The sequence below is a fragment of the Methylococcus sp. ANG genome (genome assembly GCF_040730495.1).
Lineage (GTDB): Bacteria > Pseudomonadota > Gammaproteobacteria > Methylococcales > Methylococcaceae > Methylococcus.
In genome coordinates this window covers 3,919,949-3,944,797 of sequence record NZ_CP160399.1, presented here as the reverse complement: position 1 = coordinate 3,944,797, position 24,849 = coordinate 3,919,949, and the positions used below count along the sequence as shown (strand labels likewise).

The 24,849-nt window shown below is 65.4% G+C and carries 23 protein-coding genes and 1 pseudogene; 16 read left to right on the top strand and 8 right to left on the bottom strand.

Features of this window, described 5'->3' with window-relative positions; genetic code table 11:
* Nucleotides 1–8: 8 nt before the first annotated feature.
* Nucleotides 9–1,952, bottom strand: a complete 1,944-nt coding sequence (locus ABZN20_RS19240) for a sodium/proton-translocating pyrophosphatase (protein ID WP_367026303.1) — start codon at nucleotides 1,950–1,952, stop codon at nucleotides 9–11.
* Nucleotides 1,953–2,318: 366 nt separating this feature from the next.
* On the opposite strand from ABZN20_RS19240, the gene ABZN20_RS19235 reads away from it, so the two are divergent.
* The 5 genes from ABZN20_RS19235 (at nucleotide 2,319) to ABZN20_RS19215 (ending at nucleotide 6,688) form a co-directional block, all read left to right on the top strand.
* Nucleotides 2,319–3,686, top strand: coding sequence for a c-type cytochrome (locus ABZN20_RS19235; protein ID WP_367026302.1), 1,368 nt, complete (start codon nucleotides 2,319–2,321; stop codon nucleotides 3,684–3,686).
* 12 nt (nucleotides 3,687–3,698) lie between these two features.
* Nucleotides 3,699–4,904 carry a hypothetical protein gene (locus ABZN20_RS19230; protein WP_367026301.1) on the top strand — a complete coding sequence of 402 codons (1,206 nt, stop codon included), beginning with the start codon at nucleotides 3,699–3,701 and terminating at the stop codon, nucleotides 4,902–4,904.
* A gap of 9 nt (nucleotides 4,905–4,913) precedes the next feature.
* The gene (locus ABZN20_RS19225; RefSeq protein ID WP_367026300.1) at nucleotides 4,914–5,558 is read left to right on the top strand and encodes a c-type cytochrome; all 645 of its coding nucleotides are present in this window, start codon (nucleotides 4,914–4,916) and stop codon (nucleotides 5,556–5,558) included.
* A 344-nt stretch (nucleotides 5,559–5,902) separates the two neighbouring features.
* Nucleotides 5,903–6,187, top strand: coding sequence for a DUF1778 domain-containing protein (locus tag ABZN20_RS19220; RefSeq protein ID WP_218805980.1), 285 nt, complete (start codon nucleotides 5,903–5,905; stop codon nucleotides 6,185–6,187).
* A 3-nt stretch (nucleotides 6,188–6,190) separates the two neighbouring features.
* A complete protein-coding gene (locus tag ABZN20_RS19215; protein WP_367026299.1) occupies nucleotides 6,191–6,688 on the top strand; it encodes a GNAT family N-acetyltransferase in 498 nt (165 codons plus the stop codon).
* A gap of 315 nt (nucleotides 6,689–7,003) precedes the next feature.
* On the opposite strand, the gene ABZN20_RS19210 is transcribed toward ABZN20_RS19215, so the two are convergent.
* Nucleotides 7,004–7,714 carry an Ig-like domain-containing protein gene (locus ABZN20_RS19210; protein ID WP_423246417.1) on the bottom strand — a complete coding sequence of 237 codons (711 nt, stop codon included), beginning with the start codon at nucleotides 7,712–7,714 and terminating at the stop codon, nucleotides 7,004–7,006.
* A gap of 334 nt (nucleotides 7,715–8,048) precedes the next feature.
* Between ABZN20_RS19210 and ABZN20_RS19205 the strand changes: the two genes are divergently transcribed.
* The 3 genes and pseudogenes from ABZN20_RS19205 to ABZN20_RS19195 all read left to right on the top strand — a co-directional run bounded on the left by ABZN20_RS19205 (nucleotide 8,049) and on the right by ABZN20_RS19195 (nucleotide 8,640).
* Nucleotides 8,049–8,267 (top strand): type II toxin-antitoxin system Phd/YefM family antitoxin, encoded by a 219-nt coding sequence (locus ABZN20_RS19205; protein WP_367026297.1) that lies wholly within the window; start codon nucleotides 8,049–8,051, stop codon nucleotides 8,265–8,267.
* Nucleotides 8,264–8,371, top strand: a pseudogene (locus tag ABZN20_RS19200) (PIN domain nuclease); the annotation flags it as partial. The gene ABZN20_RS19205 and the pseudogene ABZN20_RS19200, both read left to right, overlap by 4 nt.
* Nucleotides 8,372–8,418: 47 nt before the next feature.
* Nucleotides 8,419–8,640, top strand: coding sequence for a hypothetical protein (locus ABZN20_RS19195; protein WP_367027601.1), 222 nt, complete (start codon nucleotides 8,419–8,421; stop codon nucleotides 8,638–8,640).
* Between the two features lie 4 nt (nucleotides 8,641–8,644).
* Here the strand turns inward: ABZN20_RS19195 and ABZN20_RS19190 are convergent, their stop codons facing one another.
* From ABZN20_RS19190 to cysK, 6 genes are all read right to left on the bottom strand, one after another.
* Entirely contained in the window at nucleotides 8,645–10,042 is a 1,398-nt protein-coding gene (locus ABZN20_RS19190; protein ID WP_367026296.1) for an FAD/NAD(P)-binding protein, read from the bottom strand.
* Between the two features lie 121 nt (nucleotides 10,043–10,163).
* Nucleotides 10,164–10,433 (bottom strand): aminotransferase class V-fold PLP-dependent enzyme, encoded by a 270-nt coding sequence (locus ABZN20_RS19185; protein WP_367026295.1) that lies wholly within the window; start codon nucleotides 10,431–10,433, stop codon nucleotides 10,164–10,166.
* The gene (locus ABZN20_RS19180) at nucleotides 10,394–11,977 is read right to left on the bottom strand and encodes an aminotransferase class V-fold PLP-dependent enzyme (protein WP_367026294.1); all 1,584 of its coding nucleotides are present in this window, start codon (nucleotides 11,975–11,977) and stop codon (nucleotides 10,394–10,396) included. The genes ABZN20_RS19185 and ABZN20_RS19180 overlap by 40 nt, the downstream gene beginning before the upstream one ends.
* Before the next feature lie 224 nt (nucleotides 11,978–12,201).
* Nucleotides 12,202–13,131, bottom strand: a complete 930-nt coding sequence (locus tag ABZN20_RS19175) for a family 2A encapsulin nanocompartment shell protein (RefSeq protein ID WP_218805973.1) — start codon at nucleotides 13,129–13,131, stop codon at nucleotides 12,202–12,204.
* A 255-nt stretch (nucleotides 13,132–13,386) separates the two neighbouring features.
* On the bottom strand, nucleotides 13,387–14,325 hold the full coding sequence (gene epsC / locus ABZN20_RS19170) for a serine O-acetyltransferase EpsC (protein WP_367026293.1): 939 nt from the start codon (nucleotides 14,323–14,325) through the stop codon (nucleotides 13,387–13,389).
* Between the two features lie 8 nt (nucleotides 14,326–14,333).
* Nucleotides 14,334–15,311 carry a cysteine synthase A gene (gene cysK / locus ABZN20_RS19165; protein ID WP_367026292.1) on the bottom strand — a complete coding sequence of 326 codons (978 nt, stop codon included), beginning with the start codon at nucleotides 15,309–15,311 and terminating at the stop codon, nucleotides 14,334–14,336.
* A 269-nt stretch (nucleotides 15,312–15,580) separates the two neighbouring features.
* Here cysK and cysT point away from each other — a divergent pair, with 269 nt between their 5' ends.
* The 8 genes from cysT to ABZN20_RS19125 all read left to right on the top strand — a co-directional run bounded on the left by cysT (nucleotide 15,581) and on the right by ABZN20_RS19125 (nucleotide 24,760).
* Nucleotides 15,581–16,417 carry a sulfate ABC transporter permease subunit CysT gene (cysT, locus tag ABZN20_RS19160; protein WP_367026291.1) on the top strand — a complete coding sequence of 279 codons (837 nt, stop codon included), beginning with the start codon at nucleotides 15,581–15,583 and terminating at the stop codon, nucleotides 16,415–16,417.
* Between the two features lie 26 nt (nucleotides 16,418–16,443).
* Nucleotides 16,444–17,331 (top strand): sulfate ABC transporter permease subunit CysW, encoded by an 888-nt coding sequence (gene cysW / locus ABZN20_RS19155; protein ID WP_367026290.1) that lies wholly within the window; start codon nucleotides 16,444–16,446, stop codon nucleotides 17,329–17,331.
* 17 nt (nucleotides 17,332–17,348) lie between these two features.
* Nucleotides 17,349–18,398, top strand: a complete 1,050-nt coding sequence (locus tag ABZN20_RS19150) for a sulfate/molybdate ABC transporter ATP-binding protein (protein ID WP_367026289.1) — start codon at nucleotides 17,349–17,351, stop codon at nucleotides 18,396–18,398.
* Nucleotides 18,399–19,233: 835 nt separating this feature from the next.
* Nucleotides 19,234–21,057: a DUF2341 domain-containing protein gene (locus ABZN20_RS19145; RefSeq protein ID WP_367026288.1), complete on the top strand. Its 1,824-nt coding sequence runs from the start codon at nucleotides 19,234–19,236 to the stop codon at nucleotides 21,055–21,057.
* Nucleotides 21,054–21,458 carry an ExbD/TolR family protein gene (locus ABZN20_RS19140; RefSeq protein ID WP_218805966.1) on the top strand — a complete coding sequence of 135 codons (405 nt, stop codon included), beginning with the start codon at nucleotides 21,054–21,056 and terminating at the stop codon, nucleotides 21,456–21,458. The genes ABZN20_RS19145 and ABZN20_RS19140 overlap by 4 nt, the downstream gene beginning before the upstream one ends.
* Before the next feature lie 12 nt (nucleotides 21,459–21,470).
* Nucleotides 21,471–22,133 (top strand): TonB family protein, encoded by a 663-nt coding sequence (locus ABZN20_RS19135; RefSeq protein WP_218805965.1) that lies wholly within the window; start codon nucleotides 21,471–21,473, stop codon nucleotides 22,131–22,133.
* 61 nt (nucleotides 22,134–22,194) lie between these two features.
* Nucleotides 22,195–23,973, top strand: coding sequence for a putative porin (locus tag ABZN20_RS19130; protein WP_218812198.1), 1,779 nt, complete (start codon nucleotides 22,195–22,197; stop codon nucleotides 23,971–23,973).
* Nucleotides 23,960–24,760: a hypothetical protein gene (locus ABZN20_RS19125; RefSeq protein WP_256994122.1), complete on the top strand. Its 801-nt coding sequence runs from the start codon at nucleotides 23,960–23,962 to the stop codon at nucleotides 24,758–24,760. Before ABZN20_RS19130 ends, ABZN20_RS19125 begins: the two co-directional genes overlap by 14 nt.
* Nucleotides 24,761–24,849: the final 89 nt, after the last annotated feature.

Genomic DNA, 24,849 nt, shown 5'->3' with positions numbered 1-24,849 from the left:
GGATCGGCTCAGGCCAGCAGCGGCGCGATCAGCACGGACACCAGGCCCATCAGCTTGATCAGCGGATTGAGCGCCGATCCCGCCGCCTCCTTGCAGGCGGTTCCGACCCGGTCGCCGGTCAAGGCCGCGCGGTGCGCCTCCGAATCGCTGCCGCCGTACATGCCATCCTCGATGTACCGCCTCGCGCTGTCCCAGGCGCCGCCGCCGCTGCTCATGGCGAATGCCTGGAACAGGCCGGTGACGATGGCGCCGACCAGCATGCCGCCCAGTGCCTCCCGGCCGCCGCCGAACCCGACGAGGAGCGGAACCGTCAGGGGCACCAGCACCAGGATCAGCGTCCGCTTGAACGCCGCGCGCATGGCGGCATCCGCCCGCCGGCCCGTTTCGCCGGAAACGCTCCCGACCGCCCCGAGCGACACCGAACCCAGCAGGTACGGCATCAGGCCGCCGGCGAACAGTCCGGTCAGCACGACCGGATCGGACAGATTCAGTGCCAGGGGAACGCTGAAACACTTCGAATACTCGGCGAACAAGGCGAGCATCGCCAAGCCGCCGGCGCCCACGGCATAACCCTGCACCACTGGCCGTGTCGCCCGGCCGGCGGCGTCCAGGGAAGCGGTGGCCTGGCGCACCTCGTCCGGCAATCCGGCGGTTTCGGCAATCCTGTGCGCGGCCTCGGCGGCGATGCCATAACCGTCGATGGCGACCATGACGCCGCCGAGCGAAGCCATCGCGACGGCGGCAAGTCCCACTGCGAACAAGCCCGTCCCCTCGTGTCCCGAAAAGCCGCCGCCGAGGGAGTAAGGGCCGAGGAAAGCCGCGCACAGAATGGCGATGGACCATCCCGTGGATTTCAGTCCCGCGGCCAGACCCGCGACGACGTTGGTCGCCGGGCCGCCGCGCGAGGCCGCCGCGATGCGCCGGGCGAAACCGAAACTCTTCGAGGTGTGATATTCCGCCGCGGCGATGTTCAGTCCGGCCAGCACCAGACCGGTACAGGCCGCGGAGAATAGGTTCAGCACGCTGAAGGCTGGCTGGGCGGCGGGCAGGCCGAGGAACCACTCGGACGCGTAATAGAGGCCCACGCCGGCCAGGATCATGGTGACGACCACGCTGCGGTACAAGGCGCCCACGAGATAGCGGCTCCTACCCAGGCGCACGAAGCAGGCGCCGGCCAGGGAAGCCGCCAGGACGAGGCCGGCAACCAGCAAGGGGAACTCCACCCAGGGGCTGTCGGCGCCGAAGACGCTCCGGGCCAGCAGCATCGCCGCCACCAGCGCCAGCGTGATGGTTTCGAACACATCGGCCGCGGTTCCGGCCGCATGGCCGGCATTGGCGCCGACACTTTCCCCGACGGCCGCGGCCTCGTCCGCCTCCTGCCTAGAGAAGCCGCCCACGGCTTTCGCCCAGACTCCGCCGACCGTCCTGGCGAACACGCTCATCAGCGAACCGCCCAGCGCCAGTCCCAATAGGCCTCCATGCACGTCGTCCGGCGTCCCCATGGACAGCGCGAGGGCGTAGTAGCCCGCCACGGCCGACAGCGCGAGGCCGGCCACGAGGAGCCCCATGGCCGTTCCGCTCCGGAAGGCCGTCGACAGCGCCGCGCCCAGCCCCGCGCCCGCCGCGTCTGCGATGCGCGCCTCGGCCCGCACCGAAACGGCCAAGCCAACGTAACCCGCCAGCGCCGAAGCGACGACGCCGGCGATGAAGCCGTTGGCGGTCCAGGCACCGAGCTTGGTCAAAGCCAGCGCGAGAAGGCTCCCGACCACCGCCACGGCGAGGTATTGCCGCTTCACGAACGCTCCGGTGCCTTCCTGGATCGCCTTCGCCACCGCCTGAACGTCCGGAGACCCGGCGCTTCTTCGCAGGACTCCTCCGGCGTTCAGCAACGCGCAGGCGATTCCCGCCGCCCCGCTGCCCAAGGCAAACACCACGATATTGCTCATATTCATCCCATACGCTCCTGTCGGTTGGTTGATATCCGAATTCGCCGCCGCGGATGCGGCGCCTGATTCCATCGCCATACGCTCGGTATATAAATCCGGCCCAATCGTCCGGAACCGGCCTATATCAGGCGGCAGAGTATGGCAGATATCCACTATTGGAGGATGCGACAAATTGTCCTGCGGCATTTTGCCATATTCACTTCAGCGCTCCGCTCATGTCAGCATCCGGCGCCTTGAGATAACCGAAGGCAAAATATATGGAATTACTCGAATCCGCCGCCGAGAACCCTATGGGAATTTCTCCCTGGCGAACCTTGGCGAATTTCCATGAGGCGCCATACCAGCAACCCCAAAGCGAGATAAATCACCGCCATGGATAACTCGATTGAGATACTCGGCCTTTATCCCACCTGGTACCAGCCGGCCCTGGGCAGCGGCTGGGTATTGGGCATCATCGCCGTCGTCCACGTGCTGGCGTCCCATACCTCGGTCGGGGCGGCCCTGGTGTCGACCTGGCTCGCCACCGTCGCCGTCCGGCGGAACCGCCCGGAACTGCTGGAGTACGTCAGGCGGTACGGCGTCTTCCTGCTGGTGTTTTCCTACGTGCTCGGCTCCATCACCGGTCCCGGCATCTGGTTTTCGGCCACGGTCGCCAGCCCCCGGGGGCTTTCGGCCCTGATCCACAGCTACGTGTGGTGGTGGGCGACCGAATGGGTGTTCTTCTTCATCGAGGTGGTGGGCATCTATCTGCTGGTCTATCTGGCCGGCAAGGTGGATGGCAGGAGCTATCTGAAGATCGCCTGGATCTTTGGCCTCGCCTCCTGGGCCACCATGCTGATCATCGTCGGCATCCTGTCGTTCATGATGTGGCCCGGCCAGGAGCGCTGGTTCACCGAAGGCGGCACCCTCAACGGCTTTTTCGGCCTCTATACCTTTGCCCAGATACTGAGCCGCACCTGTTTCATGCTGATGGCGGCCGCCCTGGCCGGCGGGCTGATCGCCGCCTATCTCCGGGACGGCGCCTTCCGGCTGGAGATGACCCGGAAGCTGGCCTGGGTGGGCATGCTCGGCGCGGTGCTGGGCGCGGTGTTTTTTCAGTGGGGTCTGACGACGCTGCCGGAAAGCGCCCAGCTCCTCATGAAGACCCGGCTGCCGGGATCGTTCGTCCCCGCGATGTGGGCGATCCTGGCGGCGATCGTGATCTATTTCGCGGCGCTGCTGCTGCGCCCCGGCGCGCTCAATGTCCCCCTCGCCGCCGGGATGATGGCGGCCTTGCTGATATTCGGCATCTGGCCGGAGGAGCGGGCGCGCGAATCCATGCGCAAACCCTACGTCGCCGGCCAGTTCGTCTACTCGAACCAGATCATCGCCCGCGACGTGCCGGCGCTGGGCGTGAAATCCGAACTGCCGGCGCTCGAATCCCGCGGCATGCTGGCGCTGCATCCGTTCATCCCCGAGCGCCTGCGCCGCATCGGCGAAGGCAACGAACTGGAAGCCGGCCATGCGCTGGCCATCGTGTACTGCTCGAACTGCCACGGCCTGGGCACCACCGGCACCCGCCCCTTCGGCGAGATGTTCGCCGGCAACCGCGACGCCGAGGACATCGAACGGTTCATCAAAGGCGCCCTGGTCACCGGAAACATGGTGAACATGCCGCGCATCCCCTTGCGCGACGACGAGACGCACGCCCTGGCACAGTTCATCGCCAGCCTGCCCCTGTGGCACTCCATCACCCGCTGAACGGAACCCATCATGGACATCGAAACGCTTTACGCATTGCGCAGCAGCTCCGGACTGCCCAGCCATCCCGCCATTTTCCTGGTTCTCCTGGTGCTCACCTGGGCGCTGCACATGATCGCCGTCCACGTCATGCTGGGCAGCACGGCCCTGGCACTGACCGGCGCGTTTTCATCGAACGCCAACTGGCGCCGGCTGGCGGGCCCGATGCTCGACACCGCCAAGGTCGCGGTCTCGATCGCCATCGTGATCGGCGTGGCGCCGCTGCTGTTCGTCCAGGTCATCTACGATCCGTTTTGGTACGTCTCCAACGTACTGTCGGCGCGCTGGGCCATCGCTTTCATCGTGGTGCTGCTGGTGGCCTACTGGGCGATGTACCACCATTACTTCGTGGGCAAGGAAGGCGGATCGGCCACCAGCCGCTGGTCGCTGGCCGTATCGCTCGCGCTGCTGCTCGCGGCGGGCTTCATCATGCATGCCCTCACCTCCCAGGCGCTGCGGCCCGAACTGTGGATGGCCTGGTATGCGCCGGAAGGGCACCTCGAAACCGCCGGTTCCGGTATCCACGAGTTCAACCTCGGGCGGTTCCTTTTCTTCATCGTGCTGGCGGCCCCGGTCACCGGCGCCTGGCTGCTGGGCTGCCGGCGCTACCTCGACCGCCGGGAACAGAGCGACGCGCCGTACCTGGACTGGATCGCCGGCCTCGGCAACAAGCTCATGACGACAGGCGGCTTCGCCGCCCTCATCTGCTATGCGGCATGGATGGCGACGCTGCCGGACAGCGCAGCCGGCTTTCCGGTGTCACTCTGGTCCATCGCCGCCAACGCAAGCATCCTGCTGTTGATCGTGACCCCCGCCTTGTTCAGATCGGCCTCCGGCGGCTACGCGCCCTTCGCCGCCGCCGCAGGCGCCGTCCTGCTGATCGCGATCGCCCGCGAGGCGCTGCGCCACCGCATCCTGTTCGGCACGCACGGCTATGAACTGTCCACTTACACGGTCAACCTCGACCGGTACAGCAACGCGCTGTTCTGTCTGACCTTCGCCGGGGTGGGGGGCTTCGCCATCGCCTATTCCGTGGCGATATCCTGGGAAGCCGGCAAGAGCCCCGGCGTCTACACGGCCTCCCCGCGAGTGGACCGCCTCGGCGGATTCGCGCTCGCGGCGCTCCTCGTCTGGATCGCCCAGTACTTCTTTTTCGGCTTTCTCGTCATGACCCGATAGGGAACCCGTATGCGCCAAACTTTCTCCTACCTGTTTTTGGGGTTCGGCCTGGCCGCCGGAGCAACGGCCGCCCTGGCGGAAGCCTTGCCGCTGCCCGAATGGCAGCGCGAACTCGCAGCCAAACCCCAAGGCGATGCCGCACGGGGAGACACGCTCTACGCCGGGCGCGGCTGCGCCGGCTGCCATGGCCCGGACGGCGTGGCGGACAACCGGCAATGGCCCGTGCTGGCCGGGCAGCGTCCGCTGTACCTCTACAAAATGCTGACGGATTACCAGGCCGACCGGATGGCCGGACCGGACGCTGCCACCATGGCTTCCGTGGTCCGGGAACTGAGCCCTCAGGACATGGCGGACCTGGCCGAATGGCTGGGCGCGCTTCCGCGGCCGGCAGCGGCCGAGGCGCCGGAACCCGCGATTCTTCGCGGCGACAGGAAGCGGCTCATCCCGCCCTGCTCGGCCTGCCATGGCGCCCACGGCCAGGGCTGGGATCTTCAACCCGCGCTGCGGGGTCAGAACCGGGACTACCTCATGAAAGCTCTGCAGCGCTTCAAAAAAGGCGAGCGCAGCAACGACGTCGACGCCGGCATGAGCCAGTTCGCGGTCAAGCTCACGGATGAGGAAATCCGGGCGCTGGCCGACTATTACGGGCGTTGAGACCCAAGCTCTCGGCCTAAACGGCTGGCTCCGCCCCAAAGGACGCCGGAACCGCCAGGACCGGGCGCAATTCCCTGCGGGAATTGGAACGGGTTGCGCGATGGGTCGGCATGGGTCTTGGCGTTGACACCATGTAGCCGGAACCCGATGAAGCCGGTTCCGGCCTACCGCGGCGGACTGGCGTTCACGGCCACCGTGCAAAGAACGTAGTCGAGGGCTGCAACTTCAGTCGCGGGTTATTTACCCAGCAACGCCTTCTTGGCTTTTTCAAGCGATACCCGGAGAAGCTCGTAAAGACGTTGTCTTTACATCCTGCTATAGTAGCCCGAAGTGGAGGTATCGCTATGACCACGACTCACTCTCAGACCACCAGGCGCGATAGCCTGAATATCCGCATCAAACCGGAAGATCGCGGATTGATTGACCGGGCCGCCAAGCTTTTGGGCAAGAACCGGACGGATTTCATGCTCGATGCCGCGCGTAGAGCCGCCGAGGAGGCTCTACTCGACCGCGCCGTGTTCGTGGTGAGTCCGGAAGCCTATGCCGAATTTCTCGCGCGTCTGGATGCGCCGCCGCAGCCCAACGAGCGCCTGCGAAAAACCATGCAGACGTCCGCGCCGTGGGAGTAAGCATTGCCGCTTCTGGCTCCCCGACCGCTCGCTGAACACCATCGAACGGAAAGCTTCGCTTCCGGCATTACCTCCCTGGACGACTGGTTGAAGCGCAGGGCATTGGCCAATCAGTCCAGTGGCGCCTCCCGGACCTTCGTGGTCTGCGACGAACACCGGCTGATCGGGTATTACGCCCTCGCGGCCGGAGCGATCAGAATCCAGGACGCTTCGGGCCGGTTTCGGCGCAATATGCCCGATCCCATTCCCGTCGCGGTTCTGGCGCGTTTCGCCGTCGATCAAGCTTACCAGGGTCAAGGGATTGGCCGCGCCCTTTTCCGCGACGGCGCCCGACGTGTGGTTCAGGCTGCGGATACGCTTGGCATTCGTGGGATCGTCGTCCACGCCATTTCCGAGGACGCCAAGGCGTTTTATCAAGCGCTGGGCTTTGATCCATCCCCGGTTGATGCCATGACACTCCTGGTGACGTTAAGCGACCTGCGCGCCGCACTGCCCGGCTAACCCCGAATGTTTCATCCCCCCTGACTCAACTGGCGTCGCGGACGCGCGGCCTGATTCTTGATCCCCTTCGCCCCGTGATGCCCCATTGAAGGCTGAAATCGACGGGTTCCAGCCCGTTGATCGCCGACCGAATCCAGCGGACTCCGGGGTCGAGACGCGCCGCTCCTTCGGGCCATGGCCCGATACCGGTCTTTTGGGCGAGGCATGGGACATGATGGTGCTGAGCCACGCGATTCACAAATGGCACGCCATTCAAGAATTCGGCGCCAAAAAAGGGGCGCCGAAGCGCCCCTTGAGAGGGTTTCTCTTCTCCGGTTACATGCACATGCCGTGGTCGCTGTGCCAGGTCTTCGGCGCCACGCGCACGTTGACCGTGACGCTCTGGCTGGCATGGCCGCCCTGGCCGTCGGTCACCAGCACCTGGAACGTCACGCCGCCGGATGCCTCCGCGGCGGCCTGCCAGGTGATGAGGCCATTGGCGTCGATACTCATGCCGGCGGGCTGCCCTTCCAGGGCGTAGCTCAGCGGCAGGCCCTTATCGCTGGTGGCGGTGACCTGGTAGCTGTAGCTTTTGCCGGCATTGAGTCCGCCGATGCCAGGAGTGGAGGTGATGGTGATACCCACCGCCTGCGTCACACAGGACCCGTTCCAACTGTTCGGGTCCCAAACCGAGGACTGGCCGTCCGGACAACGCAGGTTCATGGTGGCGGTCTGCGTGGCGTAGCCGCCCTTGCCGTCGCTGACCGTCACGGTATAGGGGAAGGTGAAGGGACCGTTCGGCCAGACCGAGAATGCGGCGGCGGGCCAGTTGTAGCTTACGAGGCCGTTCTGGTCGACGGTCATGGTTTCGGTCTTGGGATCGTAACCATGCTGGGGACGATAGCCCAGGAAGAAGGTCAGCGGATCGCCGTCCGGATCGGTCGCAATCACCTGGAAGGAGCACAAGGAAGTCGAGCGAAGCGAGCGAGTGCGACGCTCCCCGCGAAGCCGTAGGCCCGGATGTTTTGTCGGAGTCCGCGGCTTCATCGCGGGCGGAGACAAAACATAAGGGAACCGACACGGCGTCGAGTCATTGTGGGAGCCTTGGCGGAGTGCGTCGCATAAGAGACGGACGAAGCCGAGGCGGACGCAGGACGGCGCGGGCCGCCGAAGGCAAAGACGTCGCCACAATTTGCTCCCGAGGGTGACTGGGATGTCCCGTCGGGTTTCGCAAAAAATGGCGACGCTCCAGGCGGAAGCACCGAAAAACCGTGCGAACCAGCAAGAGAACTCCGGCTAGCTGGACCGGAACAGGATACATGCTTGTCCGTCCCTGCCGATCTTGGCTAAGATCGACCAGAGACCTTTCGAAGGAAGCCCAATGAACACCGTCAACATGCTGGAAGCCAAAACCCATCTGTCGAAGTTGGTGGAACAGGTGGAATCCGGCCAGGAACAGGGAATCGTCATCGCCCGCAACGGCAGGCCCGCTGCCAGGCTGGTGCGCATCGGCGTCGCCAAAGGGGCCTTCGTCGTGCCCGACGACATCGATGCGGATAACGCCACGATCGCGAAACTCTTCGGCATGGTCGCAAATTGAGGCTGCTGCTCGACACGCACATCGCACTGTGGGCGATCACGGACAGTCCGAGGCTGCCTGCCCGGGCACGCGAACTGATCCTGGCACCGGCATCGGAGATTTTCGTAAGCGCCGCGTCGGTCTGGGAGATTGCCCACTCAACCGCGGCAATATGCCGGTTTCCGGCGCAGAAGCCGCCCGCTATTTCACGGAGGCCGGCTACGTCCCGCTCCCGATTACCGCCGATCATGCCGCCGCTACCGGCACGCTGCCCCGGCTCCACGCCGATCCCCTCGACCGCATACTGATCGCTCAGGCCATCACGGAACCGCTCAGGCTGATGACCTGCGATGCGAGCGTGGCGAAATACGGCGACCTGATGCTGCCGGTTTGAGGCACTAGGCTCCCAGCAGCTCCGCCGACAGCCTGGCGGCCTGCCCCCGTATTTCCGGCACCGCCGTGGTTTCCCACAACCGCCCCTTCTGCGGCGGCCCGAGCGTGAACAGGAACTCGGACGCGGCGCCTTCCGCATCGACCAAGGCCCCGTTGTCGGCGACGTCCAACCCGAGCGCCAGGGGATCCGGCCGGATCAGCCGTCGCACGAGCAGATCCTTGACCAGGGGACTGTCGAGCCTGCGGTAATCGCTCTCCGAACCGGAACAGTTCACGACCGCAGCGACATTGAACACGTAGCTTTGGTCGCTTCCCCGCGGCCGGATGGCGACTTCGACCCGGCCGCCCTCGTCGCGGAAGCCGCGGATGCGTCCGACGTGACGAACCAATTGGGCGGACTCCAGCATCCGATCGAGCCGCGCGGCGATGCCGGGCGCCAGCCGATGGCGGTGGCAATCCCAGAACGTGCGCAGATGGCGCAGGAAGCGGCGCTGCTCGGACAGTCCGAGACTCTTCCATAGCGTCTGGGTCATAGGCCGCAGCGCGTCGATTGCGGGACGCCAGTCGGCGCCGGTGTCGCGGATGAAAGCGCGGATACTGTGCAGGCCTTTGCGGACGGCCCCGACGGCACCGGAGGGCTCGACGCCGAACGCCGCCGGCGCTCCCGGTTTGTGCCGCTGAGGCCAAAGGCCCCGCCTCGACACCACGTGGATGGCGCCGCGGTAGCCGGCCTGGTCCAAGGTGATGGCCCAGTCGACCATGGTGAGGCCGCTGCCCACCAGGAGGCAGGACTCGGTCGGCAGGAGCTTTTCCAATACATCGGGCGCCCAGGGATCGCCGTGATAGCGGGCGCTGCGGTAAAACGCGGCATCGGCGCCGGACGGATCGCCGGGGCGGAAATTCCCCAGCGCCAGGACGACGCGGTCGGCCCGGAGCTGCGCGCCGGAGGCCAGCCGGAGGCCGACGGCTCCCTCCTCGACCTTCAAGGAAGCAACCTCGTCGATCCGGCGCTCAAGGCCTACGCCGGGCGCCGCGCCGCGCTCGGCCTCATCGAGCACCTGGGTGATGTAATCCCCATAGGCCCGCCGCGGCAGATAAGCCGCCGCACTCACCTCGCCGACGCAAGGGCAATCCAGCAATTCATCCTTCCGGGCCTGCGCCCAGCGCAGGAAGTGCTCGCGGTCGTCGGGATAAGCGCTCATGTTCCCGGCGGGTACGTTGAGGAGGTGGCAGTCCTCGGTGGTGCTGTAGGCGACGCCGCGGGCGAAGCGGCCGCGCTCCCGCTCGATCAGATGGACCGTCAGCGGCGCCTTCGCCCTGGACAACAGGTGCGCGGCCACCAGGGTGCCGCTGAAGCCGGCGCCGACGATGGCGATGGTTTGGGGTGGGGAGGCAGGTTTCATGGATCGCTCGCTCAGAGTGCGAAAACGACGCCGGCTGTGGAACAGCCGGCGTCGATCGAATGACACAAGGTTAAATATTAGCAGACTCTGATTATCTCATCACCGATCCAGGATATCCCCCTCAACGGCCCAACTCCACGCTCCCCGCCTGGATGCGCCGCACGGCGGCGACCAGCGCGTCGACATCCTCGCGCGTGTTGTACAGCGCGAACGACGGCCGCACCTTGGTCTCCAGGCCGAACCGCCGCAGGATGGGCTGGGCGCAGTGGTGGCCGGCGCGCACCGCGATGCCCTGGCGGTTGAGCGCCTTCCCCACGTCCTCGGTGCGGAAGCCCGGCAGCACGAAGGAGATCACCCCGGCCTTTTCCGCCGCCGTGCCGATGATGCGCAAGCCCGGCACGGTCGACAGCCCCTCGGTGGCGCAGGGAGTATCTCCTGCTCGTGCCGCTCCAGGTTTTCCCGGCCAAGCCGATCCACGTAATCCAGCGCCGCGCCCAGCGCGACCGCGTCGGCGATGTTGCCGGTGCCGGCCTCGAACCGGTGCGGAGCGGCGTGGTAGATCGTGCGCTCGTGGGTCACGTCCTGGATCATGTTGCCGCCGCCCTGCCAGGGTGGCGTGGCGTTGAGCAGATCCAGCTTGCCGTAGAGCGCGCCGATCCCGCTCGGGCTGAAGATCTTGTGGCCCGAAAATACGTACCAGTCGACGTCCAGCGCCTGCACGTCGATCGGCATGTGGGCGATGCCTTGGGCGCCGTCCAGCAGCACGCGGGCGCCGTGGCGATGGGCGATTTCGATCATCTCGCGGGCAGGCGTGACCGTACCGAGCGCGTTGGAGACCTGGGTGAAGGCCGCCAACTTGGTCCGAGACGTGAACAGCTTTTCGTACTCATCCAGCAGGATCTGGCCGCGATCGTCCACCGGCGCCACCCGCAGCCGGGCGCCGGTTTCGGCGCAGAGCTGCTGCCAGGGCACGATGTTGGCGTGGTGCTCCAGCCAGGTGATGACGATTTCGTCGCCCTTGCCGATGTAGCGCCGGCCCCAGGACTGGGCCACCAGGTTGATGGCTTCGGTCGTGCCGCGGGTGAATACGATCTCGTCCTTGCTCGAAGCATGGAGAAAGCGCGCCACCTTGTCCCGGGCACCCTCGTAGGCGTCCGTCGACCGCGCCGCCAATTCGTGCGCAGCCCGGTGGATGTTGGAGTTCTCATGCTGGTAGAAGTACACCAGCCGGTCGATCACCGCCTGGGTCTTCTGGGTGGTCGCGCCGTTGTCCAGCCAGACCAGCGGATGGCCGTGTACCTTTTCCTGCAGGATCGGGAAATCGCGCCGCACCGCGTAGACGTCGAAGCCCGGATGCGTCGAGGTTTCGCCCGCCACCAGCGCCGGGACGCCCTCGTCCAGTTCGGCCTCCGGCAGACCTGCACCGCTGCCAAAAGCCAAAGTTTCGCCGAGGAAATACCAGCCGGCCTCGGTCCCCTCCCCGCCCGCCGTCAGCGGCGATCCCGCCGGCGCCAAAAACTGCCCGAGCGGAATCCCGTTCAGGCCGTCCAGCGCCGACGAAACCGGCACCGGCGTCGTGTCCCGGTTGGCCCCGAATGCCGATGCCGGAGGAATCGCCCCGGCAACCGGCAGCGCGCCGACCTCGACGCCGGGCGTGACCGGCGCGGTCGATCCCAGCCGCAGCCCCGGCGGCGCGCTGCGCGCCGGAGCCGAACGGGGATCGGCGGCCAGCCACACCGTCGGGACCGTGAAGCCCAAGGGCGGCTCGAATCCCGGCGGCACCACGTTCAGATTCGGCACAGCCTGCGGCGAACTGGGCCGGGCCGATTCCAGGAAATAGAACGCCGATCCCGTGGACTCGGGTTCCGGCGGCTCCTGGAGCACACGCGGCGAGACGCCGATGGCGCCCGCCAGCGCGGCGGGTATGGACCGCAACGCCGCTTCCGACGGAGGCGTCGGCAACGGGGTGCCGGGCGGCGACTGCGGCGGGAGCCGCCGCCAGCGGCGGCTCCACGGCGCCGACCGGGGAACCGGGCACCGCCGCGAACAGCGCGTTGGCGATCTGCCGCAGCAGCGCCGTATCGTGCGGTGCGGCGGCGTCGGCCTCCCATTCCGGTACCGCGCCCGGCTCCAGGATGCTGCCGATCCACGTATCCGGACTATTTGTACTCGTGCTTATAGTCATGGTACTTGCCCACCTCGACCCCTTCGAGCACAGCGACTGCATCGTCCGTCAGCACCGCCAGCGAGCAGTACAGCGAAACGAGGTAAGAAGCGATGGCCTTGCGGCTGATTCCCATGAACTTCACCGAGAGCCCCAGGCCCTGTTCACCCGGCAAGCCCGGCTGATACAGCCCGACCACGCCCTGGCGGGCCTCGCCGGTGCGCAGCAATAGGATGCTGGTCTTGCCGTCCTGGATCTTCAGCTTGTTGGTCGGGACGATCGGGATGCCGCGCCAGGTGAGGAACGGCGAACCGAACAGGGTGGCGGTCGGTGGCGGCACGCCGCGGCGGGTGCACTCGCGGCCGAACGCGGCGATCGCCTGCGGATGAGCGAGAAAAAAGGCAGGCTCCTTCCACACTTTCGTGATCAGTTCATCCAGATCGTCCGGCGTCGGCGCGCCCGTCAGCGTGGAAATGCGCTGCTCGGGCACGACGTTGTTCAGCAGGCCGTATTCCTTGTTGTTGATGAGTTCGTCTTCCTGGCGCTCCTTGATGGTCTCGATGGCCAGGCGCAGCTGCTGCTGGATCTGGTCGTGCGGACTGCTGTACAGGTCCGACACCCGGGTGTGCACGTCCACGGTGGTGGACACCGCGCTCAAGAAATACTCGCGCGGGTTTTCGTCGTAGTCGACGAAGGTCTCGGGCAAGTCCCGCTCGTCGCGCTGCGAGCAGGCGGTCAGCACCCGGGATTCGTCCTTGACCCGGTTGAGCCGGTAGATGCCGGCTTCGACCCCGACCCAAGGCAAGAGGTGCACCAGCCAGCGCGGCGTGATGGGCTGGAGCTGGGGAACGGTCTTGGTGGCGTTGGCGAGCTGGCGAGCCGCCGCATCGCCCAGTGCGAGTTGTCTCGATTCGATTTCTGCCATCGGTTACTCCTTGAGGGTTTGATGGTCGTGGGGGTAAGGCTGTTAAGTTAAGAGAAGTCCCGTCACTCCGGCACGGATTCGCATACGCGCTCTGGCGAGTGCCGGAGCCCAGAGGCCATGGATGACTCGCGCCGCACACATCCCTGTGACCTGGATGTCGGTATTCCCTGCCGGCATGACGGCTTAACTCAAGGGCATTGGTCGTAGGAGTGTGCTTCACTTGCTGCGGGTCGGATTTTCCTCCTGCACTGGGGTTCAAATGCCGGCGCCGGCATCGAAGGTTTCGTTGCGCACTTGCGCCTGGCTGACGTTGCTCCTGGGCGGCACGCTGCGGGTCAGCCAGACGTTGCCGCCGATGACCGAGCCGCGGCCGATGGTGATACGCCCCAGGATGGTGGCGCCGGCATAGATCACGACCTCGTCCTCCACGATGGGATGGCGGGCGTTGCCCTTGATCAGGGCACCGCTTTCATCCACCGGGAAACGCTTCGCGCCCAGCGTCACCGCTTGGTACAGCCGCACCCGCTCACCGATGATCGCGGTTTCGCCGATGACGACACCGGTGCCGTGGTCGATGAAGAAGCTGCCGCCGATCTGTGCGCCGGGATGGATGTCGATGCCCGTGGCCGAGTGGGCGACGTCGGAGACGATCCGGGCGATCAGCGGAACGCCCAGTCGGTACAGTTCATGCGCCAGCCGGTGATGGATGACGGCGGTCACGCCGGGATAGCAGGCCAGCACCTCGTCGACGCTGCGCGCCGCGGGATCGCCCTCGAATGCCGCACGCACGTCCGTGTCCAGCAGTTCCCTGATCCGCGGCAGCCGAGCGGCGAACTCCCGGACGATTGCCACGGCGCGCTCCTGCGCATCCTCACCCGACTCCTGGCCGGAAACGAAAAGCAGTTCGCAGCTCACCTGCTCGCGCAGCGACCGGAGGCTGGAATCCAGGGTGTGGCCGACATAGTGGTCGATCCCTTCCCGCGCGATCTCCACGGCCCCGAGCCGATTGGGAAACAGCGCCGCGCTCAGCCCGCCCACGATCTCCGACAAGACCTTGCGCGAAGGCAGCTTGGGCGGGCGGTCCAGCCGCTGGCGCGCTTCCAGCGAGCGCTCCCGCAGATGGCGCAATTCGGCGACGATGGCATCGATGCCCCAGTTGGGGCCGGCGGACAACCGGGTCTCGAAGGACTTCATCCGTGCGCTCATGCGGCCAGCCCCGTCGCGTCGAACACGCCCTCGAACAGCACGCTGCTGAGGTAACGCTCGCCGGAATCGGGCAGGACGACGACGACGGTCTTGCCTTCATTGCCCGGCCGCTTGGCGACCCGCACGGCGGCGGCCACCGCGGCGCCGCTGGATATCCCGGACAGGATGCCTTCCTCGCGCGCCAGACGGCGGGCGTAATGGATGGCTTCCTCGTTGCTGACCGGCTCGATCTCGTCCACCAGCGACAAATCCAGCACCTCCGGCACGAAACCGGCGCCGATGCCCTGAATCTTGTGCGGCGCGGGCTTGAGCGGCTCGCCGGCGCGGCGCTGGGTCAGCACGGGGCTGGTGGCCGGCTCGACCGCGACCGAGAGCACCGGCTTGCCGAGCGTCTGCTTGAGATAGCGAGAAACCCCGGTGATGGTGCCGCCGGTCCCGACGCCTGACACGAAGATGTCGACCGCGCCCCCGGTGTCGTCCCAGATTTCAGGGCCCGTGGTCTCCTCGTGAATTTTGGGATTGGCCGGATTCCTGAATTGCTGCAGCAGGACGTAACGGCCGGGATCGGAGGCGGCGATCGCTTCCGCTTGGGCCACCGCGCCGGACATGCCCTTGGCACCCTCCGTCAGCACCAGTTTGGCGCCGTAGGCGATCAGCAGCTTGCGCCGTTCCAGGCTCATGGTTTCCGGCATGGTCAGCGTCAGCGGGATGTTGCGGGCGGCGGCGACGAAGGCCAGCGCGATCCCGGTGTTGCCGCTGGTGGGCTCCACCAGTTCCTTGCCCGGCCCCAGCAGGCCGCGCTGTTCCGCATCCTTCACCATCGCCGCCCCGATCCGGCATTTAACCGAATAGGCGGGATTGCGCCCCTCGATCTTCGCCAGCACCGTGGCCGGCGCGCCGTCGGTCACCCGGTTGAGGCGCACCAGGGGCGTGTGTCCGATGGATTGCGAGTTGTCTTCGAACCAATGTGGCATGGAAACCTCCCTAAGTTCCGCCCGATCCGGATCGCGGGCAACAAAAAAGCCAGCGGTCCCCAAGGGGACACGCTGGCTTCCGGTGGTCCGGTCAGCTCCGGTATGTGCGAAACAAGGTACAGAGAGCGCTCGGGGCTTGTCAAGCCGGATCGCGGCCAACGATCTACGAAGATTATGGAATATAAATAGCTCTGTTGATTCTTTAACAAGATAAACGAGCTCGGATAAACTCGCGCCAAACCACAGGCTTTTCCGGACAGAAAACGAACATGAGGAGTTACCGGCAACACAGCGTCCTGCCCGGCTTCCCGCTGGCACTGGGCTTCACCCTGCTCTATCTCAGCCTGATCGTGCTGATTCCCCTGTCGGCGACCTTCCTCAAGAGCGCGACCCTGGGCTGGGGCGGGTTCTTCGAGGCGGTGACGACACCGCGGGTACTGGCGTCCTACAAGCTGACCTTCGGCGCCGCGCTCGCCGCCGCGGCGATCAATGCCGTCATGGGCCTGCTGGTGGCCTGGGTGCTGGTGCGCTACGAATTTCCCGGCCGCAAGCTGGCCGACGCGTTCGTCGACCTGCCCTTCGCCCTGCCCACCGCCGTCGCCGGCATCGCGCTTGCCACCCTCTATTCGAGCAAGGGCTGGATCGGGCAGTTCGCGGCCCAGGCGGGATTCAAGATCGCCTTCACCCCGCTGGGCGTCACGATCGCCCTGACCTTCATCGGCCTGCCCTTCGTGGTGCGCACGGTACAGCCGATCCTGGAAGACCTGGAACAGGAACTGGAGGAAGCGGCGGCCAGTCTGGGCGCCACCCGCTGGCAAACCTTCCTCAAGGTGATCCTGCCGACCCTGTCACCGGCGCTGATGACAGGATTCGCCCTGGCCTTCGCCCGCGGCGTCGGCGAATACGGCTCGGTGATCTTCATCGCCGGCAACATTCCGCTGGTCTCGGAAATCACCCCGCTGCTCATCATCACCAAGCTGGAGCAGTACGACTACGCCGGCGCCACCGCCCTGGCGGTGTCCATGCTGCTGGTTTCGTTCACCCTGCTGCTGGCCATCAACCTGCTGCAATGGTGGACCCAGAACCGCCGCGGCTCCCGCATCTGAACGGCACACCGACCGAATCTATCGCCATGTCCGCACAAACGCTCACCTTCGCCTCGCACATCCATCATGTCCATCACGCCGCCCGCGGCGAAGCGCCCTGGGTGCGCTGGTCGCTGACCGCCGCCGCCCTGGTCTTTCTCGCATTATTCCTGCTGATGCCGCTGGCGCTGGTGTTCGTCCAGGCCTTCGCCAAGGGCTGGGAAACCTACGTGTCCGCGCTGGTCGACCCAATGGCCCTGGCCGCGATCAAGCTCACCCTGCTGGTTACCCTGGTCGCGGTGCCGCTGAACACAGTGTTCGGCGTGGCGGCGGCCTGGGCTATCGCCAAGTTCGAATTTCCCGGCAAGAACCTGCTCACCACATTGATCGACCTGCCATTCTCGGTGTCGCCTGTCGTGTCCGGCCTGATCTACGTGCTGCTGTTCGGCATGCAGGGCTGGCTGGGTCCCTGGCTGCACGAGCACGACATCAAATTGATCTTCGCGGTACCGGGCATCGTGCTGGCCACGATCTTCGTCACCGTGCCTTTCGTCGCCCGCGAGCTGATTCCGCTGATGCAGGCCCAGGGCAACGACGAGGAAGAAGCCGCGCTGGTGCTGGGCGCCTCGGGCTGGCAGACCTTCCGCCACATCACCCTGCCCAACATCCGCTGGGGCCTCTTGTACGGCGTGATTCTCTGCAACGCCAGGGCGATGGGCGAATTCGGGGCCGTGTCCGTGGTGTCCGGCCATATCCGGGGCGCCACCAACACGATCCCGTTGCACGTGGAGATCCTCTACAACGAATACAACAGCGCCGCGGCCTTTGCCGTCGCTTCGCTCCTGGCGATGCTGGCCCTGGTCACCCTGGCCTTGAAGAGCGCCCTGGAATGGCGGCTGGCCCAGCAGATCGACGCCGCCAAAGACGAAGAATGAATCGAGACTGAACGACCATGAGCATCGAAATCCGCGACATCACCAAATCCTTCGGCAGCTTCCAGGTCCTCAAGGGCATCGACCTGACCATCGGTTCCGGCGAACTGGTGGCCCTGCTCGGTCCCTCCGGCTGCGGCAAGACCACGCTGCTGCGCATCATCGCCGGGCTGGAGGCCGCGGACAACGGCCAGATCCTGTTCCACGGGGAAGACACGACGCACCGCCACGTCCGCGAGCGCCAGGTCGGTTTCGTGTTCCAGCACTACGCCCTGTTCCGGCACATGAGCGTGTTCGAGAACATCGCTTTCGGCCTCCGGGTGCGCCCGCGCGGCCACCGCCCGCCGGAGGCCGAAATCCGGCGGCGGGTGCACGAGCTGCTGGAACTGGTCCAGCTCGACTGGCTGGCCGACCGCTATCCCGGCCAGCTCTCAGGCGGCCAGCGCCAGCGCATCGCCCTGGCCCGCGCGCTGGCGGTGGAGCCCAAGGTTCTGCTGCTCGACGAGCCGTTCGGCGCACTGGACGCCAAGGTCCGCAAGGACCTCAGGCGCTGGCTGCGGCGGCTGCACGACGAGCTGCACATCACCTCCGTGTTCGTCACCCACGATCAGGAGGAGGCGCTCGAAGTGGCCGACCGGGTCGTGGTGCTGAACGCCGGGCAGATCGAGCAGGTCGGCTCGGCGGACGAGGTCTACGACCATCCCGCCACGCCCTTCGTGTGCCAGTTCATCGGCGACGTCAACCTGTTCCACGGCCGGGTGCACGACGGCCGCGCCCTTATCGGCGAGACGGTGATCGACCTGCCGGGCACGGCGGAATCGGACGCGGAGCAGGCCTTGTTCTTCGCCCGTCCCCACGAAATCGAAATCGGCGGCGACGGCACAGGCCTCGACGCCGTCGTCCGGGACATCCGGCGCCGAGGCAACGCGGTGCGGGTGGAGTTGGAGCGCAAGGACGGCCAGGGCGCCGTGGAAGCGGAACTCAGCCGCGAAGCCTTCGGCCGCCACGCCATCAAGCACGGCGACGAGGTGGTGATCCAGCCCAGCCGGATCAGGGTGTTTCAGCCCTGAAACGCGCAGCGCATCGCGGCATAGCCGCTCCCACAAACGGGTGGTGGGAGCGGCTGTGCCGCGACACGGGGCGGTTAAAACATCCAGGCGGCGAGCGCGGCGTGAGCGATTCCGGCATGGCGACCAGGGCTTCCAGCCCCATCGAGCCGTGGCGGAAGCTCAACGGCACCCTGTTCCGGTCCTATCCCTTCACCAGGACGGGAAGCGTCGCGGTCGGTGAAACCCGCGTCGATTTCCGCGTCGCTTACGATTACCGATCGGGAAACGCATCGCGGCATAGCCGCTCCCACAAACGGGTGGTGGGAGCGGCTGTGCCGCGACACGTGCGAATCCGCAACGAAGGAGCACAAGGAAGTCGAGCGAAGCGCCTCGTGTCAGCGCTGGCCGCCGCCCCCACGGCGTCGGCACTTGGTGGGAGCCGCGGGCGTTGGGAACGTCCAGCAGGCGCTGATTGGCCAATGCTGTCAGGCGACGCGGGTGGACGCGGTGATCGACCCGCACGAGCCGTTCCATTCCGAGTTCAAGACCGACCTCGATCCGGAACGGCTGCCCTTCGGCAAGCCTGTCCTGAGCTCGACCCGTCTGCACCCTCTGATAGGCCTCGACCGTCGAGACCTCCTAGGCCTGAGCCGGCTTCGTTATGTTAGCATTAGCATATCGAAGTGCCTGCGCCGCCAGGTTCGCCCTGTTCCACCCTCAGGATCGCCTGACCGACTCGACCGTCCTTTTGCGGATTCGGGCGTCGCACCGTGTTCGTAACGTATTCGTAACACCCGTGTAATACGATGAAAGCAATCCCATTCAACACTACGCGTTTCAGGGCGCGGCGAGAGATATGAAGACATTGAGGCTGATCGTATTGGTATGTCTGGCCATGGTGCCGGCCATCGCGCTGTCCTGGTGGAACGACGACTGGCGGTCCAGAAAGCAGATTTCCGTGGACGCCAGCGTCACCGGTGCGGATACCCGCGACCTGGTGGCAGACTTCCCGCTCCTGATTCGCCTGCATACGGGCAATTTCAGCTATTTTGGCGAACTGGCCGAAGGCGGGAAAGACCTCCGCTTCATGGCGGACGACAAGACGCCGCTCAAGTTCCACCTGGAAAAGCTCGATCCGGTCAACGAAATGGCGCTGATCTGGGTCAAGGTGCCGCGGATTCCGGGCCAGTCGGCCGACGAGTCGTTCTGGATGTATTACGGCAACGAGGAAGCGCCGGACGGCAGCGACGCGAAGGGAACCTACGACGTCAGCCAGGGCCTGGTCTTCCATTTCGACGAAAAGGATCCGCTACCCAAGGACGCCACGGCTTACGGCAACGACGCGGCCAAGTCGGCGGCCCTGCCGGAACCGGCGGGCTGGATAGGGGCCGCGGCCCGGTTTGCCGGCACGGGCGGCATCGAGATCAATCCGTCGCCGTCGCTGCAACTGGACCCGGCTAAGGGCTGGACTTTTTCGAGCTGGATCAAGCTCGAGCCTGGCGCGGCCGAAGGCATCGTGTTCCGCGCCGCCGAAGGCGAGGCGAGCGCCGTGGAGCTACTGGTGCGGGGCGGGGCGCTGGTGGCGCGTTATCTGGCCGCGGGCAAAGCGGTGGAGACGGCGCCCGTGGAAATCGCGCCTCCGGACCGCTGGCAGCACGTGGCGTTGGTGTTGCGGCCGGACAAGCTGGAGCTCTTTCTCAACGGCGAGCCCGCAGCCGAGGCCGCCGCCGCTCCGGCGGCCATGAATCCCTCGATCACCTTGGGAGGCGCCGCGGCGGAAGGTTTCCTGACCGGCTTGCTCGACGAGGTCCAGATATCGAACGCCGCCCGCAGCGCGGAATGGATCAAGCTGTCGGCGCGCAGCCAGAGCCAGGATTTCAGCGTCGTCGGTTTCGGCCAGGACGAAGGCAAGGGCAGCGCGGGGGATATAAGTTCGTTCGTGGTCATCATCCAGAACGTGACGGTTGACGGCTGGGTGGTGATCGCTTTGACCGGCGTCATGTTCGTGGTTTCGGTGCTGGTCATGATCATCAAGGCCGTGGTGATCTCCAAGATCAAGAAGGACAACAAGGCGTTTATGGCCCAGTACGAAGCCTTGAGCCCCGATGCCGATCCCGGTCAACTGGATCGTGAGGAAACCGAGGACGAAAAGGAGTTGGCCGACTCCGAATTCCTTTCGGCCCTGGTCGGCCAGCACGACCATTACCAGAGCTCGCCGCTTTATCACATCTACCACGCCGGCATCCGCGAGGTGAAAAAACGCCTGGGATCCTCGGCCAAGCCCCTCACGCCGGAAGCGCTGCACGTGGTGCGGGTCAAGCTGGATTCCATCGTGGTGCGCGAGAGCCAGCGCCTCAACAGCAAGATGGTGCTCCTGACCATCGCCATTGCCGGCGGGCCGTTCCTCGGGCTGCTGGGCACCGTGGTGGGCGTGATGATCACCTTCGCGGTCATCGCCGCGACCGGCGACGTCAACATCAACTCCATCGCGCCCGGCATCGCGGCGGCGCTGCTGGCGACGGTGGCGGGGCTGGCGGTCGCGATTCCGTCCCTGTTCGCCTACAACTACCTGCTGACCCAGATCAAGGACGTCATCGCCGACATGCGGGTGTTCTCGGACGAGTTCCTCGCCATGCTGTCCGAGCGCGTGGCCGACCGCTGCAGGGAGGCATCGTCATGAAGGTCGAATCCGAAGAGAAGGTCTACGACGACATCAACATCACGCCCATGCTGGACGTGGCGTATGTGCTGCTGCTGATCTTCATCATCATGACCACGGCGACGGTGCAGGGCATCACGGTGAACCTGCCCAAGGCCAGCAGCACGCCCAGCCTGTCCAAGCCCAAGACCAAGGCGATTTCCATCACCCAGGACGGCACGATCTACCTGGACACCTATCCCGTGTCGCCCGAGGAGCTGGAAACCCGCCTGGCCCAGTACAAGGCGGCGACGCCGGACCTGCCCGTGGTGCTCAAGGCGGACGCCTCGATCCAGTACCAGAAGGTCGTCGAAGTGCTGGACATCGTCACCCGCCTCGAAATCAGCCAGTTGGGGCTGGTGACGCAGAAGCTGGTCAAGTAGCGGGCTCGTTCCATGAACATCAAGCTGATGCGCCGATATCTGCCAGTCGCCGTCGGCGTGGTTCTGGTCCTGCTGGTGGCCCTCGGCGTCTATCTGGCCAGGGATCTGTTCGACAAGCCGGCGCAGACCAAGAAGCAGATCCAGCAGATCACCGTGGTTCAGCCGCCACCCCCACCGCCGCCCCCGCCTCCGCAGGAGAAGCCGCCGGAGCCCCAGGTCAAGGAGGACAAGATGGAGGAGCCGGAACCCCAGCCGGAGCCGGAACCCGAGCAGGCCGAGGAGCCGCCGCCGGGCGAAGACCTGGGGGTGGATGCCGAAGGCGGCGCGGGGAGCGACGCCTTCGGCCTGGTCGGCAAGAAAGGCGGGCACGGCCTGATCGGAGGAGGCGGCGGCAACGCCATCATCTGGTACGGACAGCAACTGCAGCGGACCGTCTCCAGCGAGCTGCAGAGAAAGCTCAAGGACCGGGCACGTAACAGCCGGTACCAGGCCGTGCTCCACATCTGGATCAGCCCCCAGGGCACCATCAGCCGGGTCGAGCTGGGAAAGTCCAGCGGCATCGAAGAGATCGACGAGGCCCTCAAGGCCGCGCTGGCAACGATTCACGGACAGCTCGAGCCGCCCCCGGAGCGCATGCCGCAACCGGTCAAGATCAGGGTCCAATCCGAAGGTTAAACAGGCCACCTACTGAAAACAACCGCACCTTGGATGCGGCGAGGCAAACAAACGGGACATTATGAAAAGCGAACACAAATCCCTTGCGCTGCTGGTCTCCTGCGCGCTGGCGGGGTCGCCCGCCGCCTACGGCAGCGAGAAGAACGAGAAGGAGGAACTGCTCAAGCTGCGCAACACCACGCTGAACCTGATCGATCTGCTGGTCCAGCAGGGCATCCTGGACAAGGGCAAGGCGGACCAGATGATCCGGCAGGCCGAGCAGAAAGCCGCTGCCGAGGCCAAGGCCGAAGCGCGGCGGGAAGCCGAGCAGTCGGCAGCGGCGGGCGGCGCGGAGAAAGCCGAAGAGAAGGATGGCGCTTCGGGCAAGGCTGGAAAGGGCAAGGGCGAACCGGGTACCGTACGGGTCACCTACGTACCGGACTTCGTGAAGGACGAAATCCGCGCCGAGGTGCGCAAGGAACTCAAGGATGAGGTGGTCAAGGAGGTCAAGGCGGATGCCAAGCACGAGAAATGGGGCGTTCCGGCGGCCCTGCCCGACTGGGTCAACCGTTTCAAGCTGTTCGGCGATTTCCGCGTGCGGTTCGACGACGAATTCTTCGGCAGCAACAACCGGCCCAACACCTATTTCAACTGGCCGGCGATCAATGCCGCCGGGGGTATCACCAAAGTCGGTGATCCTTTCCGGAACACCACGAACGATTTTCAGCGCTGGCGCCTGAGGCTCCGGCTCGGCCTGGACGCGAAAATCACCGACAGCCTGAAGACCCAGGTCCGTCTGACCACCAGCAACGACTACAGCCCCATTTCCACCAACCAGACCCTGGGCCAGTACGGGCAAGGGTACGAGGTGCAGCTCGACCGCGCCTTCCTGCAATACGACTACCTGGACGACAAGGGCCAGGACTGGGCCACCTTGTGGGCGGGCAGGATCGCGAATCCGTGGTTCAGCACCGACAACATGTTCGATCCGGACCTCAATTTCGAGGGATTTTCCGGAACCTTCCGCTTCCCGTTCGGGCATGACTTCAATCCGGAAGTCATCGCCTACCACGTGGTCAGCACGGAGGGACGCCAGCAGTTCAACTGGGGCTACACCAAGCCGAACGAAGCCTATCTGACCCTCGGCGCTTTCCCGCTCGAGGAAGACATATTCTTCGGCACCAGCAAGTATCTGTGGGCGGCGCAGGGCGGCCTGGACTATCTGTTCAACCGCAACAACCGCTTCAAGTTCGGTGTGGCCTATTACGACTACAACAACACCCAGGCGCGGCGCGATCCCCTGGGCAGCACCAAGTACGACTGGACCGCCCCCGAGTTCTTCACCCAGGGCAACAGCCTCGCGCGCATCAGTAACGATCTCAATTCCGCGACGGAGCCGCGCCTAGTGGGCCTGGCGTCGAAATTCGAAATTTTCGACGTCACCATGACCTACGACTACACCGGCTTCTATCCCCATCACGTCATGCTGATCGGAAGCTACTCCCACAACTTCGGCTTCGACCAGCAGCAGATCTACAACACCCTCGGCGAGGACCTGTCGCCGCATACCAATGCCTTCCAGGCGCGGGTCGAAGTCGGCGAGCCCAACATCCAGCGGTTCGGCGACTGGAACGTCTGGCTAGCCTACAAGTACCTGGACGCGGACTCGGTGCTGGACGCCTTCACCGATTCCAATTTCCACGCCTACGGCGGCACCAACGCCAAGGGCTGGGTGCTGTCCGGCAACTATGCCATCGCCAACAACACCTGGCTCAATCTGCGTTGGATGTCCAGTTCGGCCATCGTGGGACCGACCTATGACGTGAACTCCTTGCTGGTCGACCTGAATGCCCGTTTCTAGCGCCGACGCGATGAAGAAAGTGACGCCCTCCGCCAAGGACATCGAGAATGGAACCAGGGATATGACCCCGCAGCCGCTTCGGTCCCGCCTGGCGCCAGCCATAGCGCTCGGCTTGTGTTCGCTGGTCTGGAGCGGCTCGGTCTTCGCCGAGAAGCCGAAGGGGGACGACGGCGTCGTCCAGACCCTGCGCAAGGCCCAGGGCATGCTACGGCAGCTCAGCCAGGAGAAAATCGAACTGGAAGCGAAGAACGCCGCGCTCGAAAAGCAGCTCGCCGAGCAGTCCGCCGCGCTCAAGGCGCTCGAGGCCAAAGCCGCGAAGCTGGAACCCCTGGAGGGGGAACTGAAGCAGATCACCGCCGCCCGGCAGAGCCTGGAACAGCAGCTCGGCGGCCAGACCTCACGGCTGCATGCGCTGGCCGAGCAGCAAAAGAAAGCCTTGGCCGAACTTCAGCGCTACCGCAGGGACAATCAGCTTCTGGTCGATGCGGTCAAGGAGCGGACGCGCTGGATCGAAAGCTGCACAGCCAAAAATCGCGACCTGGTGCGGGCGAACGAGGAAATGCTGGAAAAATTCGGCAACAGCAGTTTGCTGGACAAACTGGTGGAATCCGAGCCGTTCACCGGTATCGCCGCGGTCGACAAGGAAAACGCCGTACAGGAATTCCGTTACAAGATCGAAGATCTGGAAGTCACACCCTGGAAGGACGTGCCAGCGGCAGCGGCTCCGGCGAGCGGCGGTTCCGAGACATCAGCGGCGCCGGAAGAAGAAGACGAAGATGGGGAATAGAATCCCGTTTCCTGCCGCTGCCAACCCTTCGCTACAAGTTAAATCACCCCCCGGCAAAGCCGGGGGCTTATTGGATGAGCGCCTCAAAG